Source organism: Nocardia sp. NPDC056064 (assembly GCF_042266925.1).
Classification (GTDB): Bacteria; Actinomycetota; Actinomycetes; order Mycobacteriales; family Mycobacteriaceae; genus Nocardia.
In genome coordinates, this window is record NZ_JBHJWO010000001.1 from 840292 (window position 1) to 856210 (window position 15919).

Here is a 15919-nt window from a genome sequence, read left to right on the forward strand (position 1 = left end):
GCGGCTCGGTAGTGTGGCGGCCGAACGGTAGGTAGACAGCGCCGGGAGGCGGCGGCTCCGCTGCACCAGCGGGCCGCGCAGGGGCTGTCTACGAGTTGATCTCGGCACAACCCGGTTACCTCTAGGAGAACCTGCGTGTCCGTATACCTGTATCGGTGGGGAAAATTCGCTTTCCGGCGCAAGTGGATCGTCCTTCCCGCCTGGCTCCTGTTCCTCGCCGTACTCGCGACGGCCGGCGCCGTGCTCAGCACGTCGATGAGCGACGAGTTCAGCATGCCGTCGCTGCCGTCCGAACGCGCGACAGAAATCCTCGACAAACAGTTCCCCGGCATGTCCGAACAATTCGGGATCGACGCGGTCAGCGGTGACTACGTCTTCGCCGCACCCCCGGGAACGAAACTCACCGACAAGGACAATCGCGCGGCCCTCGACGCGGTGATCACCGACGTGCGGACACTCACGGTCGACGGCAAGTCGCTCGTCACCGCCGAAGACGGTGCGGCACTGCGGAATCCGGTCGACGTCACCCAGGCGATGCGCTGCCTCACCGACCCCGACCCCGCCCTCTGTTCGGCCGCACCGCTCAATGTCCTCGATGCGCACGCCCCGGCCACCGTCGCCGTCCTCACCGTCCCGTTCGACATCGCCTCCGCCGTCGACGTCAGCACCCAGCAGCGCGCCGCCGCCTACCACGTCGCCGACTCCGCCCGCGCGCACGGGCTAACCGTCGAGATCGGCGGCGCCATCGCACACGAACAGCAGCAACCCGGCGGACAAGCCGAGATGATCGGCATGGGCGTGGCACTGGTCGTGATGATGATCGCCTTCGGTGCCATCGTCGCCGCCGTCGTCCCGATCGTCACCGCCATCGTCGGCCTCGGCGCCGCGATGTCGGTCATCCTGCTGGGCACCTCGATCATCGAGGTCCCCAGCTTCACCACCTTCCTGGCATCGATGATCGGCATCGCACTGTCGATCGACTACGCGCTGTTCATCGTCTCCCGGTACCGGCACGAACTTCGGGTGACGGCCGATCCCGAAGAGGCCGCGGGCATTTCGGTCGGCACCGCCGGATCGGCGGTGGTGTTCGCCGGCCTCACCGTGATCATCGCGCTCGGCGCGCTGAGCATCGTCGGGGACGACTTCTTGACCTTCATGGGGCTCGGTGGCGCCATCGCCGCGTTCTTCGCGGTCCTCACCGCCATCACGCTCATGCCCGCCCTGCTCGGCGCTTTCGGCCGAATCCTGTTCACTCCCCGGCTCCCGCTCGTCGCCCGGCACGACCCGCAAGACCACACCTCCACCACCTTCGGCACGCGCGTGGCCCGGCTGATCGGCACCGCACCCTGGGCCGCACTGCTGCTGTCGGTAGCCGCCCTGGCCGCACTGGCGCTGCCCGCACTGGACCTGCAACTCGGGCTGCCGGGCGAAGACAGCTTCCCCACCGGCTCCACCGCCCGGCAGGCCTACGACATCCGCACCGAAGGATTCGGTGAAGGCAGCAACGGCGTCCTCACCGTCGTCGCCGACCTCGAGCACGTCCCGGAAGGCGACCGCGCCGCCGCCGTCGACGCACTCCGCGACCGGCTCGCCGCCTTCCCGCAGATGGACCATCTCAGCACCCCGACATTCAGCGACAACGGCCTGGGCGCACTGCTCAACGGCGTACCGAAATCCGGGCCGAACAACCAGGACACCAAAGACCTCGTCCGCGAGGCCCGCGCCGCCGAAAGCGCACTGACCCAGCGATACGGCATCGAATACGGGATCACCGGCACCACTGCCATCTACGCCGACATGGACCACGTCCTGCTCGGCAAGATCGTCCCCTATCTGGCGATCGTCGCAGGCGCCGCCTTCATCCTGCTGATCCTGGTCTTCCGGTCCATTCTGGTGCCGTTCACCGCCGCACTCGGGTTCCTGCTGTCCATGGCGGCGACCTTCGGCGCCACGGTCCTGGTCTTCCAGGAGGGCGCCTTCGGCCTGATCGCCGATCCGCAACCGATCGTCAGCTTCCTGCCGATCATGCTGATCGGGTTGGTATTCGGGCTCGCGATGGACTACCAGGTGTTCCTGGTGACCCGCATCCGCGAGGAATACGTCGACGGCAAGTCACCGAAAGCCGCCATGATCTCCGGCTACCACCACGGCGCCCGGGTGGTCACCTCGGCGGCCGTCATCATGATCTCGGTATTCGGTTCCTTCCTGCTCGAATCCGACGTCACCGCGAAGTCCATGGGCTTCGCCCTCGCCGCCGGTGTCGCCATCGACGCGCTGCTGGTACGGATGGTGCTGGTCCCCGCCCTGCTGGTGATCATGGGCAGATGGTCGTGGTGGATCCCGGCATGGCTCGACCGTCTCCTGCCCGACATCGACGTGGAAGGCACGAAACTGCGGCGCCTGCCAGGCGAGCACACCGAGCAGCCCGACGATTCGCCGCGGCTCACCGACGGCGGCACGGTGCGCGGGCTGGATACCGGGCACCTCATCACGGCCGGCGCCCGGGCGATCGGCGGTCGCGTCACCCGCGACGGCGGGCAACCGGTGCCCGACGCGGTGCTGACGCTCGTCGACGCACACGGCCACCAGATCTCCCGGACCAACAGCGACCACAACGGCGGTTACGTCATCGATCCGCCCGTGCCGGGACGCTATGTCCTGATCGTCTCGGCGCACGGCCTGCAACCCGACGCCGTGCACGTGACCACCGCCGACGGCGTCGCTCAGCGCGTCGACCTCACCCTGCACGCGTCCGGCGAACTGTCCGGCCTGGTCCACACGATCACACGGAAACCCGTGGCCGACACCACCATCACCGTGACCGACCTGCACGGCCGGGTCGTCGGGGCGGCCGTGACGGCATCCGACGGCGGCTACGCCTGCCACGGCATCGCGCCGGGCACGTACACCCTCGTCGCGGTCGCCGCGCAGATGCGGCCCACCGCCACCACGCTCACCGTGCCCGACAGCGGTCGACTGCGTTTCGATGTCGAGCTGGCGCCGATGGCGATGCTGTCGGGCACCGTCCGTGCCGAAGGACGCGGCATGTCCGGGGTGCAGGTGACGGTGCTCGACAGTTCGGGTGCGGCCGTCGGCACCGCGCGCACCGACGAGGACGGCCGATACGCGGTCCACAACCTGCCCGACGGCGACTACACCCTGATCGCCCGCAGCTATCCCCCGGCCACGAGCCGGGTCACCATCTCCGGCAGCGAAACCGGCCACGACATGCGTCTGAGCTTCGACGAACACTCGGACGCGATGAGCGATTAGACGGCGGTGAGAGTGGGGACCGCATTTCGGCTGCGGCCCCCCGCCGTCCTTGATGTCTTTGGAAGGTTGGTATCGATCTGATCTTCAGGCACGACGGAAGGTGAAATACATATTTAGATGCGCATATCCACGTATCAACATGTAGTTCAATGACAAGCTGAAAAGGAACCCGATGAGACGACTGAGCTGCTCGTCAGTCCACGCGATCCGCCCGCTTTTCACCGACTCGATCCGTAGGGCCGCTCTCCCCTACCCCGCCGACCGGGTGGTGGGGAACCCTGGCCGTCACTCCCCCACCACCGCGGCGATCAACGCCAGATGATCTTCAGCAAGGCAGGTGTCAGCACCATGCGGATGATCGTGGCGTCGATGATGAGCGCGACGATCATGCCGTAGGCGATGTACTTCATGAGGACCAGATCGGAGAAGCCGAACGCACCCGTGACGACGATCAGGATGGCCGCGGCCGAGGTGATCACGCCGCCGGTGTGCGCGACGCCGTAGCGGATGGACTCGGTCGCATCGGCGCCCGACGCGCGTTTCTCGGCGATTCTGGACAGCAGGAACACCTCGTAGTCGGTGGACAACCCGAAGATCACCGTGACGATAAGCGCCACCACCGCGAACATCAGCGGTCCCGGCGTGAAGGCGAAGGTGTCCGAGCCGTGGCCTTCGACGAAGATCCACGTCAGCACGCCCAGGGTGGACATCAGGCTGAGCACGCTCATCGCGACGGCCTTCATCGCCAGGATCACCGAGCGGAAGGCGATCATCATCAGGGCCAGGGCCGCGGCCATCAGGATGGCCAGCAGCAGCGGGAGTCCGTCGATCAGGCCGTTGATGCTGTCGCGTTCCAGCGCGGGGATGCCGGCGACCATCACCGCCACACCCGGCGGTGCGGGCAGGGCGCGCAGCGCGTCGATCACCCGGTCGGCGTCGCGTTTGTCGCTCAGGCCCGCCGACAGGACGTTCACATCGTCCTTGGTCGGTGCGGCCGGTTCGAATCTGCCGGTCAGGCCCGGGATCTGATTGGCCTCGAACCGGATGTCGCTCAGCTGCTGCGGTGACGCCCCGACGACGACCAGTTTGAGCGGCTCGGTACGGAAACCCGGGAACAGCCGGTCGAAGTCCTGCTGGGCCACGCGCGCCGGATTGTCGGCGGCCAGGTACTTCTCGCTGATGCCACCGAACTCGATGTGGCGCATCGGGATACTCAGGGCCAGCAGTGCCAGCACGATCGGCACGACCACCGCCCACGGCCTGCGCATCGCCCACTGGGCCAGCCGGGAGAAGAATCCGGCGTCGATCTCGGCCTCGGTCTTGCTGCGGGTGAACCGCTTCCAGCCCAGCCAGTCGATGCGGGTACCGACGATGCTCAGCGCGGCGGGCAGCGCGGTGACCGACAGCAGCGCCGCCAGCATGACCGCGGAGATACCGCCGTAGGGCACCGAACGCAGCACCCCGTTGGGGAAGATGAACAGCGCGCCCAGACTCACCGCGATGATCGCGGCCGAGAACAGCACGGTGCGGCCCGCGGTGGCGACGGTACGGGCTGTCGCTTCTTCCACATCGCGTCCCGCGGCGAGTTCCTCCCGGAATCTGGTCACGGTGAACAGGCCGTAGTCGATCGCGAGGCCGAGGCTGACCAGCGTCATCACCGCGCTGGCGAACACATTGACCTCGATGTGCGCGGTGAGCAGACGCAGGATTCCGGAGGTGCCCAGGATGGTGAGCCCGCCGATCATCACCGGCAGCAGAGCGCCGATCACGCCACCGAACACGAAGTACAGCAGGATCGCCACGATCGGCAGCGCGATGATCTCGGCGCGCTTGATGTCGTGCTGCATCCCGATATTGATGCCCTCGACCACCGGTTGCAGGCCCGCCAGCTGCACCGTGGTGCCGCCCGGTCCCCCACCCGGCACGTCCGCGTTCAGGTGCGGTTTCAGCGCGAGATAGTTGTTGACCGTGGCCGTTCCGCCGCCACCGGCCAGGCCGATGCTGGCGAACGCGTGCTGTTTGGTGGGGTCGGAGGCGTTGGCCGAGAAGGGGCTGTCCCAGTAGCTGTCGATCTTGTGGATGCGTTCGCCGTACCGCGCGCGCAGATCCGCCAGCGCGGCTGTCACCGGACCGCGCACCGACGCGTCGTCGACCGTGGTGCCCGGCGGCGCGGTGTAGATGACGATCAGATCGCCGTCGGTGTCGCGGCCGAAGGTGTCGTCGGCCAGTTTCGAGGCCGCCACCGACTGGCTCGACTCGTCGAACCAGCCCTCCTGGGTGTAGCGGCCCGCCAGATCCCGGCCGAACCAGCCGGAGATCAGCACCGTCAGGACGAACAGCCCGAGCACGAGGTAGCGGTGGCGGTGGACGAACCGGCCCCACCGCATCGAACGCGATTCCCGCATGGTCAGCCGCAGGCGGCGGTGCGGTAGTCGGCCGAGCGCAGGATGCCGCACAGGTCGGTGCGCGAGATCTTCCACTTACCGTCGAGCAGCACGAAATGCACGATGGTGGTGCGGACATTGGTGCCCGAACCGTCCTTGTCCAGACGCATGGTGGCGGTGAGGGTGCCGTCGCGGTTGTCGAAGACCGGATCGACCACGCCGTACACGGCGTGCGGGTTGTCGCGCAGCGCCTTGTACATGTCGGGGATGGCGTCCTTGAACGCGGCACCGTCCTCGATCAGGTCGGTGCGCTCGACATCGGGCAGGTTCGGGTCCAGCGCGCGTTTGATCTGCGCGTCGAGCTCGGCGGCGCTCGGCAGCGGGGCATTCGCCTTGCTGGAGGAGATCGCGATCGAGGACGCGAGGGAGGCGTTGGCCGAGGAACGTGCCGCGTCGACCGAAGCCTCGTCGGTGGTCCCCGAGCACGCGGTGAGCGCGACGAGGGCCGTGAGGCAGGCGGTGGCCGTGGCGGCCCTGGCGAAAAGTGTGGAAGACATCACCATCTACATACCATCAATCGCCGCGCTGATCCGGCCCAGCAGGCCACGCATCATCGTGGTGTCCCGGCTCGCGGCCCCGGCGACCGGTGTGGCGTGGTGCAGCAGATCGCGGACGAAGGCGCTGACGCTGCGTTCGTCGCCGAGGTCGATGTCGGTCACCTGGGCGTGTGCGGTGGCCACCACGTCCTCGGGTTGGGGCACGGCTTCGCCCAGGTCGGCGCGATAGATCTCGATGGTCAACGTGGCGCCGCGGGTGCGGAAGACGAAAGGGCGCCCGTCTTCGGTGGTCCCGAAGCCGTGGGCGAACGGTCCGACGGAGATGTCATCGATGCCGAAACCCGCTGGTGTCATCGTGGCGATCTCCTGCCGTTGCTCGGCCATCAATTGTCGACGCGTCAACAGTAACCCGCGTCACCGACACCGCCGACGGCCCCACCCGGTCGGAGCTACTGGTGAGTCATCATGGTCAGATGGTGATCAGCGGTCACCTCGTGCGGAATGAAGGAGTTCGGTGCATGCGCCCTCGCGGCTCGCTCGCCTCAGCGTTTCTCGGCGCGGCGGCACTGGTGGTGCTGACGGGATGTGCCGGTGACGACGGCGGTCCCGACGTACCGACCAGGGAACCCGCCACCGCGGCGGTCTCCCCCGCCACCACCGGCTCCCCCGCGGGTCAGGTGCTGCCCGCCCCCGCCACCGCGGCGCTGCTCGCCGAACGCTCGACCGGTCGCGTCGCCGCCCTCGACACCGCGGGCACCACACTCACACTGATCGACCCCGCGGCGCCCACCGCCCCGCGCACGGTCACGCTGCCCGCCGCGGGCGTCACGCTGGCCCAGGGCGCTCCGGGCGAGATCCTGGTGGCCGCCCAGGGCCGTGTCCTGCGTGTCGACGCGGCGACGGGCGCGGTCACCGAGACCGCCGTCGACGGCGATGTGCGCAGTGTGCAAACACGCAGCGACGGCACGCTCGTCGTCGGTACGGCCGCCGGCACGGTGCGTGTGCTGGCCGCCGACGGCACCGTGACGCGCACGGTCACCGGCCTGGTCTCGGCCGACGCCATCGCGGTCACCGGTGACGACATCACCGTCCTCGACCGGAAGCAGACCGCCGTGGTCAGCGTGCGCGACGACGCGCTGGGCCTGATGCTGCGCGCCGGTGACGGCGCCACCAACCTGGTCACCGACCCGCACGGACGCATCGTCGTCACCGACACCGCGGGCGGTGAACTGCTGGTCTACTCGGCCGGTCCGCTCGTGCTGCGGCAGCGTTTCCCGGTACCATCATCGCCTTACGCGCTCGCCTACGATCCGCGTTCCGACACGGTGTGGGTGACCCGCACGCAGAGCAACGAGGTCGTCGGCTACGACCTGTCGACGGGCATCGGTGTCGAGGTCGGACGCTTCCCGACGCTGCGCCAGCCCGACGCGGTGACCGTCGACGAACGCACCGGCGACCTGTACGTGGCCTCGGCCGCGGGCGACGGTCTGCAGCGGATCGGCGCGGACGAGCGGAAGAGAGGGCAGTGATGGCCACCAAGCCTCGCGGTTCGCGCTCGGCGATCCCGCCGAGCTGGGAAACCAGCAACGACGACTACGAGTACGTGCCACTGCGGCTGCCGCCCGACGTCACCCGGGTCACCGCCTCCATGCGGCTGGCCATCCAGGCCGAATTCGGCGGGTGGGAACTGTCTCGGGTCCGCGCCTACACCGACGGCAGCCGCCGGGTGTTGTTGCGCCGCCGCAAGAACGCCGTCCTCCCTGTGCCCGAACCCGGATTGTGAGCCGACCCATGTACGCCCTGTTGTTACGCCTGATGTTCCTGATCCCGCCGGAGCGGGTGCACCACCTGGTGTTCGCGACCCTGCGGTTCGCGACCTGGTTCCCGCCCACCCGGTGGCTGGTCCGCAAGCTGACTGTCGTCGAGGATCCGATCCTGGCGACCACCGCCTTCGGCGTCGACTTCGCCGCCCCGCTGGGCCTGGCCGCCGGGTTCGACAAGAACGCCGACGGCGCGAACACCTGGGGTTCGCTGGGCTTCGGTTTCGCCGAGATCGGCACCGTCACCGCGCACGCGCAGCCGGGTAACCCGGCCCCGCGCCTGTTCCGGCTCCCCGCCGACCACGGCCTGATCAACCGCATGGGCTTCAACAACCACGGTGCCGCCGCGGCCGCCGCCCGGCTGCACGGCGCGCGTCCGACGGTCCCGATCGGGGCCAATATCGGCAAGACCAAGGTGGTCGAGCCCGAGGCCGCCGCGGCCGACTACGCCACCAGCGCGCGGCTGCTCGGCCCGCTGGCCGACTTCGTCGTGGTCAATGTGTCCTCCCCCAACACGCCGGGTCTGCGTGATCTGCAGGCGGTCGAATCGCTGCGCCCGATCCTGCAGGCGGTGCTCGATTGTGTGTCGGTGCCGGTGCTGGTGAAGATCGCCCCCGACCTGTCCGACGAGGATGTCGACGCCGTCGCCGATCTGGCCGTCGAGCTCGGTCTGGCCGGCATCGTCGCCACCAACACCACGATCCGCCGCGACGGTCTGCGCACCCCGGCCGCCGAGGTCGAGGCCATGGGCGCCGGTGGGCTGTCCGGCGCGCCGGTGGCCGATCGCTCGCTCGAGGTGCTGCGCCGCCTGTACGCGCGCGTCGGTGACAAGGTGGTGCTGATCTCCGTCGGTGGCATCGAGACCGCCGAGCAGGCGTGGGAGCGCATTCTCGCCGGTGCCACGCTGCTGCAGGGCTACACGGGCTTCATCTACGGCGGCCTGTTCTGGACCACCCGCATCCACCGTGGCATCGCGGCGAACCTGCGGGCGGGCGGATTCCGGTCGCTGGCCGAGGCGGTCGGCGCGGAGCACCGCGCGCACTCGGCCTGAGTTATCCGAAGTAGACCCGGCGGGTCGCGTTACCGTGCCCGAACAGCTCGGGCGCGGTGCGCGGGCCCGCCGGTGCCGTCTGCGCGGCCAGTGCCGCCGGGTCGCCGTCGAAGCGTTCGAGCATCCGCTTGTAGAGCCGGATGATGGCCTGTTCCCACACGATGCCGAGCGTGTCGGCGTAGGCGTTGATCTGCGCGTGCGCCATGCGGTCGTGGGTGGCGTCCACGTCGCTGAGCAGTTCGTCGAGCTGCATTCCCGCGAAAGCCTGTTCGCGGGTGAGCGCGCGCTCGGGCAGCCAGCTGAGGACCCAGACCTCCGGTCCGGCGCCCACGCGTTCGGCGTATTCGGGGCTGCGGGTGCTGCGCATGTCGTTCGGGGTGAGGTGGATGGTCATCGGACACCTCCGATTTTCCCTGAGGGGAGCGGTGGCTCCCGGGTGAATGCCCACTTCCAGTGTGGCATTTGCCCTTCACTGCGGTCAATTGCCGTTGTAAGTTGGTAATTGCCCGAACAGCGGGTCGCTAAACAACTTTCGTGTCGACTCTGGGAGGCCGGTCGCGTGCCGATGGTTCCGCAGGACCCCCGCACGGACGTGGTGCGCGCCATTCTCGCGCGCCTGGGCAAATTCTCCGGTGTCAGCGCGGATCGGTTGCGGCACACCGAGATCGGGGCCGCGCCGATTCTCGAGCTGCCGGTGGTCACGCGCTACGCGCAGCACGCCGGGATCGCCCCGGAGGACGCCGTGCTGCCGGTGCTGCGGGAAGCCGCCCGGCAATTGCCGCCGAGCCAGCTGCTCATCGCCGACGCGACGCTGGTCCTCGGACTGCTCCGGGACCCGGCGATCGCGGGCGTCGACCCGGCCGCGCTCTACGCGGTCAATCTCGGCGCCCGCCGAATCCACCTGGCACAGCAGTGGAACCAGCTGCACACCGCGCTCGGCGCGACGACGATTCCCGACGCGCCCACCGTCAAACGCCTGCGATCCAGCGCCGAACGCGAGGCACTCACCGCGCTGGCCGCGCTGCTCACCACGGGAACGGCACCCGAACCCGCCACCGGATCCGCCGCGCCGCCGCCGCTGTCGGCCGAGGTGGTCACCGTCGTCGGTGACGCGGTGATCGACCATCTCTATCGCGTGGACACCTTCCCCGGCGAGAACTCCCCCGTCGGCGGCACCTTCGCCGGGGCGCCCGGCGGCAAGGGCCTCAACCGGGCGGTGGCCGCGGCGCGGCTCGGGCTCGATGTGCGGCTGCTGGCCGCCATCGGCGCCGACGACAACGGTCAGCAGATCCGCGACCTGCTCGCCCGGCACCGCATCGGCGAGGCGCTGGTCAAGGTGGTGCCGAACGCCGCGACGCTGGTCACCGCCGTGATCATGACCCCGAGCGGCGAGGTCAGGCTGATCGGCTGCCGGGACCCGCACGTGCAGCTGAGCACCGAGGACCTCGACACCGAGTCGGTGCGCGCGACACTGGCCGCGTCGTCGGTGGTCGTGCTCACCTTCGAACAGCCCGCCCCGATCCTCGAGCACCTGCTCGCACAGCTGCGCGCGCTGCCCGAGCGTCCCCACGTGATCGTCTGCGCGACACCGAGTCTGGCCGCACCGCAGAGCCTCTACATGTATCTCGACGTGGTGGATCATCTCGTCGGATCGAGCACCGAGCTCGACGCGCTGCTGCCCGAGGTGCACACCGCCTCCCCCGCCGACACCGCCCGCAGGCTGCGCGGTCTCGGCGTGTCGGTGGTCTGCGCGGTGGACGGTTTCGCCTGCACGGTCTATTCCGAGGACGACGACATCGTCGTCGACCACTTCCCCCAGGTGCTCAAGGCCGCCGTCGGCGCGGCCGCCGCCTTCGCCGCCGCACTGGCCGCGCGGGTGGTGGGCTCCGGTGGCGCGCTGACGATTCCGGACTACGTGTGGTGTACCGCGGCCATGTTGCCGACACAGAAGCTCGGGGTGGTCTCGACGGTGTTTCCCGACGTCGCCGAGGTGGATCGGGTCGTGCACGTGTACGCGGGCGCCGTTCACCCGGACGTGACACCCGGTTGACCTGTCCGGCGACACTCCGGGAGTAGAGTCGCGCCGTTGCCTTGCCCCTACTGTCCACGCGCCGCCCGGTGCCGGAACAGCCCTCGGAGGAGCGCTTGACGATCATCGAGTCCGTCCCGCACACACCGGATGCGGTGCCGGGACGCGGCGTTGAGGATCTGCGGCCGGATCACCTGTTCAGCCGCAACGGCACCCAGCTGCGGGTGCGGGTACACGCGCTCGACAGCGACACCGACGGCGGCCATCTGCTCGTGTTCGGTGAGCTCGGCGAGCGGCCGCTGGTGCGGGTGCACTCGCGTTGCCTCTACGGTGACGCGCTCGGCTCCGACGACTGCGACTGCGGCCCGGAGCTGGCGCTGTCGATGGACCGCATCCAGGCCGAGGGCGGCGGTGTGCTGGTCTACCTCGAGCAGGAGGGCCGCGGCGCGGGCCTGCTGTGGAAGGCGATCGGCTATCGCGCCAGCGAGCAGTACGGCATCGACACCTTCGCCAGCTACGAGCGGCTCGGCCTGGACCCCGATGCCCGCCGCTACGAGCACGTGGCCAAGGCGCTGCTCGATCTGGGCATCCATCAGGTGCGGCTGCTCACCAACAATCCGGAGAAGCTGCGCGCGCTGGCCGAGGCGGGGATCGCCGTCGAGGTGATCCCCCTGGCCATCCAGTTGCGCACCGACCGCGGCCGCCGGTATCTGGACGCCAAGATCCGGCACCGCAAGCACATGATCCCCCGCGATTTCGCGCCGTGGGCGCCGCAGTATTCGGCGTCGGCCGAGGTCGCGGCGGTGCCCGGGCGCCCGTGGTGGGCGCGGTGGCTGCGAGGTTTCCGTCCCGGCGGTCGTGGGTAACCCACGCCACAATCCCGTATGTCCGGTTACGATGAGTGAGCCGCGCCACTGCTGACGCCCATCGCTCGAGACGATGAGACAGTTCCACTCGCATTGGCTCGGTATCCGGCACGGCCTATTCGGGAACAGGGATATGACAGACATCGGTTTCGCGCACGCTTCCGGCGTCACGGTGCACACCGTGCCCGCCGCCTTCCAGCAGACCGCCGCGTTGCGGCCCGACCAGATCGCACTGCGCACGGTCGGGGGCACCCAGGAGATCACCTGGGCGGAGTACGCCACCCGCGTGCGCGCGCTCGCGGCGGGCCTGGCGAAACTCGGTGTGGGACACGGGGACGCGGTCGGGATCATGCTCACCAATCGCCCCGAGTTCAACCTCATCGACACCGCCGCCCTGCACCTGGGCGCCACCCCGTTCTCGGTGTACAACACCAGCTCCGCCGAGCAGATCGCGCACGTGTTCGCCAACGCGGGCAACAAGGTGGTCGTCACCGAGCAGGCGTTCCTGGACGTCATCCGGGAGGCCGGCGGCGAGATCGAGCACACCGTGCTCGTCGACGGCACCGCCGCGGGCACCATCACCCTCGCCGAGCTCGAGGCCGACCCGGCCGCCGATTTCGACTTCGACGCCGCCTGGCAGGCCGTGCAGCCGGGTGACCTGGCGACGCTGATCTACACCTCCGGCACCACCGGCCCGTCCAAGGGTGTCGAGCTCACCCAGACCAATGTGATCGCCCAGGTCGTCGGCCTGGTCTCGGGCCCGCTGCCGGTCGGTTTCGACGACCGCGCGGTGTCCTACCTGCCCGCCGCGCACGTCGCCGACCGCATCTCCGCGCACGCGATGAGCCTGCTCACCGGCATCCAGATCACCACGGTGCCCGACCCGCGCGAGATCGCCGCCGCGCTGCCCGACGCCCGTCCCACGGTGTTCTTCGGTGTGCCCCGGGTGTGGCAGAAGATCAAGGCCGGTATCGAGAACAAGCTCGCCGTGGAGCCGAGCCCGGTGAAGAAGGCGCTGGCCAACTGGTCGATCGGCGTGGGTGTCGCGCAGGCCAAGGCCAAGCTGTCCGGCGAGGGCGGCTCGGTGCTGCTGGGTGTGCAGCACAAGATCGCCGACACGCTGGTGCTGTCGAAGCTGCGCGAGGCGCTGGGCTTCGCCGAACTGAAGGTGGCCGCCTCGGGTGCGGCGCCGGTGCCGCCGGAGACCCTGGAGTACTTCCTCGGCCTCGGGTTCGCCGTCAGCGAGGTGTGGGGCATGTCGGAGACCACCGGTGTGGGCACCTACACCGAGATCGACAAGCCGCGGCCCGGTTCGGTCGGCCGGGTGATGGAGGGCTGCGAGCTGCGGCTGGACTCCGACGGTGAGGTGCTGCTGCGCGGTCCAATCGTCACCCCGGGCTACCGCAACATGCCCGACAAGACCGCCGAGGCCATCGACGACGCGGGCTGGCTGCACACCGGTGACATCGGCACCCTCGACGCCGACGGCTACCTGCGCATCGTGGACCGCAAGAAGGAGCTCATCATCAGCGAGGCGGGCAAGAACATCGCCCCGTCCAATATCGAGAACGCAATGAAGGCGGCCTCGTCGATGATCGGTCAGGCCGTCGCCATCGGTGAGGCCAAGCCCTACATCACCGCGCTGATCATGCTCGACCCCGATGTCGCCGCGTTGCGCGCCAAGGAGTTCGGCGCCACCGACGCCACCCACGCCGAGCTGGCCCGGCGCAAGGAGATCGTCGACGAGGTGCGCGAGGCCGTGCTCGCGGGTAACCGCAAGCTGTCGCGGGTGGAGCAGATCAAGCGCTTCGTCGTGGTGGAGACGCTGTGGGAGCCCGGTGGCGACGAGCTCACCCCGAAGATGTCGCTCAAGCGCACGCCGATCGCGAACAAGTACGCCGAGACGATCGAGGCGCTCTACGCGGCGACGCCGCCGGAGCACGTCGTCAACGTGAAGTAACCGACCGTCGACAGTGGCCCCGGACGAAGTACCGTCCGGGGCCACTGTCGTTGTGGTTCAGCGCTCTTCGTAGGTGCCGATCAGGGTGGCCCTGCCGAGGGTGTGGAAGAACAGGTTGAAGCCGAGGAACGCGGGCGCGGCGTCCGGCCCGACCTCGAGTTCGGGCACGTCGACCGCGTGCACCACCACGTAGTAGCGGTGCGGTCCGTGGCCCTTGGGCGGCGAGGCGCCGACGAATCCGGGGAACCCGCCGTCGTTGCGCAGGGTCACCGTGCCGGCGGGCAGCGTGCCGCCCTCGCTGCCCGCGCCGCTGTCCAGCGAGGTCACCGAGGCCGGGATGTTCGCCACGGCCCAGTGCCAGAAGCCGGAGGCGGTGGGCGCGTCGGGATCGAAGACGGTCACCGCGAAACTCTGCGTGCCCTCGGGGAATCCGGACCAGCTCAGCTGCGGCGAGATGTCCTTGCCGCCCGATCCGAACACGCCCGACACCTGGTCGTTGGCCAGTGGCTGCCCGTCGGTGATGTCGGCGGAGGTGACGGTGAAGGAGGGCACCTGCGGCAGTGCGTCATAGGGGTTGTAGCTCATGGAGACCTCTCGGAGTGGTGGTCGATCAGCTGTGCAGAAGGAAATGTTCCAGTACCCGGGTGCCGAATTCCAGTGAGTGCACCGGCACCCGCTCGTCCACCCCGTGGAACAGGGCGGTGAAGTCCAGGTCCGGCGGCAGCTGCAACGGCGCGAAACCGAAGCAGCGGATGCCCAGTCGCGCGAAGGCTTTCGCGTCGGTGCCGCCGGAGAGCATGTAGGGCACGGTGCGGCCCTGCGGGTCGTTGGCGAGGACGGCGTCGTTCATGGCGTCGACGAGGTGACCGTCGAAGGTGGTCTCGTAGGAGTCGAGTTTGGTGATCCACTCGCGCTCCACGTCGGGGCCGATCAGTTCGTCGACCTCGCGTTCGAAGGCGGCCTGCCTGCCGGGCACCACCCGGCAGTCCACCACAGCCTCGGCGGTCTGCGGGATCACATTGGCCTTGTAGCCCGCCGACAGCATGGTCGGGTTGGCGGTGTCGCGCAGGGTGGCGCCGATGATGCGCGAGATGGTGCCGAGCTTGGCGAGCTGGCCCTCGATGTCGGGGCTGTGCGGGTCGAATTCGAGCCCGGACTCCTCGCTCACCGCGGCGAGGAATTCGGCCACCGAGTCCGAGAGCACCAGCGGGAAGGTGTGTTTGCCCAGCCGGGCGACCGCTTCGGCCAGGATGGTGACCGCGTTGTCCTCGTGCAGGAACGAGCCGTGACCGGCGCGGGCCTTGGCGCGCAACCGCATCCAGCCCAGGCCCTTCTCCGCGGTCTCCACCAGGTAGAGCCTGCGTTCGGTGCCGTCGGGGCGGGGCACGGTCAGCGAGAACCCGCCGACCTCACCGACCGCCTCGGTGATGCCGTCGAACAGGTCGGGCCGGTTGTCGACCAGCCACTGCGAGCCCCACCGGCCGCCGTTCTCCTCGTCGGCCAGGAACGCGAACACCAGGTCGCGCGGGGGCACGGTGCCCTCGGCCTTGAACTGGCGGGCCAGGGCCAGGGTCATCCCGACCATGTCCTTCATGTCGATCGCGCCGCGGCCCCACACGTATCCGTCGCGGACCGCGCCCGAGAACGGGTGCACACTCCAGTCCGCGGCCTCGGCGGGCACCACGTCCAGGTGCCCGTGGATCATCAGCGCGCCACGGCTCGAATCCGCGCCCTTCAGCCGCGCGAACACATTGCCGCGCCCCGGTGCGCCCGATTCGACGTATTCGGTCTCGTAGCCGACGTCCTGTAGCTGCTGGGCCACCCATTCGGCGCATTCGCGCTCGCCCTTGGTGGTGGCGAGCTCGCCGGTGTTGGAGGTGTCGAACCGGATCAGCGTGCTGACCAGCTCCACCACCTCGTCCACCGCGCGGGACCGACCGTTCGAACCAGAATTCTCGCCAGATGCCGACACGTCCCTT

At 69.1% G+C, this 15919-nt stretch carries 13 protein-coding genes and 1 pseudogene; 8 read left to right on the forward strand and 6 right to left on the reverse strand.

What is annotated here, in order from left to right; translation table 11 throughout:
- Window positions 1-135: 135 nt before the first annotated feature.
- Together ACFC06_RS03810 and ACFC06_RS03815 are read left to right on the forward strand one after the other, a co-directional pair.
- Window positions 136-2403, forward strand: a pseudogene (locus tag ACFC06_RS03810) (MMPL family transporter); the annotation flags it as partial.
- Between the two features lie 57 nt (window positions 2404-2460).
- Entirely contained in the window at window positions 2461-3273 is an 813-nt protein-coding gene (locus ACFC06_RS03815; protein WP_375935190.1) for a collagen binding domain-containing protein, read from the forward strand.
- A gap of 308 nt (window positions 3274-3581) precedes the next feature.
- On the opposite strand, the gene ACFC06_RS03820 is transcribed toward ACFC06_RS03815, so the two are convergent.
- From ACFC06_RS03820 to ACFC06_RS03830, 3 genes are read right to left on the reverse strand one after another with little or no spacing between them, the layout of a single operon-like run.
- The gene (locus ACFC06_RS03820; RefSeq protein WP_375927553.1) at window positions 3582-5678 is read right to left on the reverse strand and encodes an MMPL family transporter; all 2097 of its coding nucleotides are present in this window, start codon (window positions 5676-5678) and stop codon (window positions 3582-3584) included.
- A gap of 2 nt (window positions 5679-5680) precedes the next feature.
- Window positions 5681-6214: a hypothetical protein gene (locus ACFC06_RS03825; protein ID WP_375927554.1), complete on the reverse strand. Its 534-nt coding sequence runs from the start codon at window positions 6212-6214 to the stop codon at window positions 5681-5683.
- A gap of 6 nt (window positions 6215-6220) precedes the next feature.
- Window positions 6221-6568, reverse strand: a complete 348-nt coding sequence (locus ACFC06_RS03830; RefSeq protein WP_375927556.1) for a hypothetical protein — start codon at window positions 6566-6568, stop codon at window positions 6221-6223.
- Between the two features lie 164 nt (window positions 6569-6732).
- Here ACFC06_RS03830 and ACFC06_RS03835 point away from each other — a divergent pair, with 164 nt between their 5' ends.
- Genes ACFC06_RS03835 through ACFC06_RS03845 form a run of 3 tightly spaced genes read left to right on the forward strand, consistent with a single transcriptional unit; the run spans window position 6733 to window position 9085 of the window.
- The gene (locus tag ACFC06_RS03835) at window positions 6733-7743 is read left to right on the forward strand and encodes a hypothetical protein (protein ID WP_375927558.1); all 1011 of its coding nucleotides are present in this window, start codon (window positions 6733-6735) and stop codon (window positions 7741-7743) included.
- Window positions 7743-7997 carry a DUF5703 family protein gene (locus ACFC06_RS03840; RefSeq protein WP_375927560.1) on the forward strand — a complete coding sequence of 85 codons (255 nt, stop codon included), beginning with the start codon at window positions 7743-7745 and terminating at the stop codon, window positions 7995-7997. The genes ACFC06_RS03835 and ACFC06_RS03840 overlap by 1 nt, the downstream gene beginning before the upstream one ends.
- Before the next feature lie 8 nt (window positions 7998-8005).
- Complete coding sequence (locus ACFC06_RS03845; protein ID WP_375927562.1) at window positions 8006-9085, forward strand: quinone-dependent dihydroorotate dehydrogenase; 1080 nt, start codon at window positions 8006-8008, stop codon at window positions 9083-9085.
- A 1-nt stretch (window position 9086) separates the two neighbouring features.
- Here ACFC06_RS03845 and ACFC06_RS03850 read toward each other — a convergent pair whose 3' ends face one another.
- Window positions 9087-9479, reverse strand: a complete 393-nt coding sequence (locus ACFC06_RS03850; protein WP_375927564.1) for a hypothetical protein — start codon at window positions 9477-9479, stop codon at window positions 9087-9089.
- Window positions 9480-9650: 171 nt separating this feature from the next.
- On the opposite strand from ACFC06_RS03850, the gene ACFC06_RS03855 reads away from it, so the two are divergent.
- The 3 genes from ACFC06_RS03855 (at window position 9651) to ACFC06_RS03865 (ending at window position 13940) form a co-directional block, all read left to right on the forward strand.
- Complete coding sequence (locus ACFC06_RS03855) at window positions 9651-11135, forward strand: PfkB family carbohydrate kinase (RefSeq protein WP_375935193.1); 1485 nt, start codon at window positions 9651-9653, stop codon at window positions 11133-11135.
- A gap of 95 nt (window positions 11136-11230) precedes the next feature.
- On the forward strand, window positions 11231-11980 hold the full coding sequence (locus tag ACFC06_RS03860; protein ID WP_375927566.1) for a GTP cyclohydrolase II: 750 nt from the start codon (window positions 11231-11233) through the stop codon (window positions 11978-11980).
- A gap of 133 nt (window positions 11981-12113) precedes the next feature.
- Window positions 12114-13940 (forward strand): AMP-dependent synthetase/ligase, encoded by a 1827-nt coding sequence (locus ACFC06_RS03865; RefSeq protein WP_375927568.1) that lies wholly within the window; start codon window positions 12114-12116, stop codon window positions 13938-13940.
- A gap of 57 nt (window positions 13941-13997) precedes the next feature.
- Here ACFC06_RS03865 and ACFC06_RS03870 read toward each other — a convergent pair whose 3' ends face one another.
- Both ACFC06_RS03870 and ACFC06_RS03875 read right to left on the reverse strand, forming a co-directional pair.
- Window positions 13998-14525, reverse strand: a complete 528-nt coding sequence (locus tag ACFC06_RS03870; RefSeq protein WP_375927570.1) for a YbhB/YbcL family Raf kinase inhibitor-like protein — start codon at window positions 14523-14525, stop codon at window positions 13998-14000.
- 25 nt (window positions 14526-14550) lie between these two features.
- Window positions 14551-15912: a M20/M25/M40 family metallo-hydrolase gene (locus ACFC06_RS03875; RefSeq protein WP_375927572.1), complete on the reverse strand. Its 1362-nt coding sequence runs from the start codon at window positions 15910-15912 to the stop codon at window positions 14551-14553.
- Window positions 15913-15919: the final 7 nt, after the last annotated feature.

Bases quoted from the DNA above. Each gene is read 5' to 3' on its own strand.
- ACFC06_RS03820 (WP_375927553.1), bottom strand. From the start codon at position 5,678: ATGCGGGAATCGCGTTCGATGCGGTGGGGCCGGTTCGTCCACCGCCAC.
- ACFC06_RS03825 (WP_375927554.1), bottom strand. From the start codon at position 6,214: ATGTCTTCCACACTTTTCGCCAGGGCCGCCACGGCCACCGCCTGCCTC.
- ACFC06_RS03830 (WP_375927556.1), bottom strand. From the start codon at position 6,568: ATGACACCAGCGGGTTTCGGCATCGATGACATCTCCGTCGGACCGTTC.
- ACFC06_RS03835 (WP_375927558.1), top strand. From the start codon at position 6,733: ATGCGCCCTCGCGGCTCGCTCGCCTCAGCGTTTCTCGGCGCGGCGGCA.
- ACFC06_RS03840 (WP_375927560.1), top strand. From the start codon at position 7,743: ATGGCCACCAAGCCTCGCGGTTCGCGCTCGGCGATCCCGCCGAGCTGG.
- ACFC06_RS03845 (WP_375927562.1), top strand. From the start codon at position 8,006: ATGTACGCCCTGTTGTTACGCCTGATGTTCCTGATCCCGCCGGAGCGG.
- ACFC06_RS03850 (WP_375927564.1), bottom strand. From the start codon at position 9,479: ATGACCATCCACCTCACCCCGAACGACATGCGCAGCACCCGCAGCCCC.
- ACFC06_RS03855 (WP_375935193.1), top strand. From the start codon at position 9,651: ATGGTTCCGCAGGACCCCCGCACGGACGTGGTGCGCGCCATTCTCGCG.
- ACFC06_RS03865 (WP_375927568.1), top strand. From the start codon at position 12,114: ATGACAGACATCGGTTTCGCGCACGCTTCCGGCGTCACGGTGCACACC.
- ACFC06_RS03870 (WP_375927570.1), bottom strand. From the start codon at position 14,525: ATGAGCTACAACCCCTATGACGCACTGCCGCAGGTGCCCTCCTTCACC.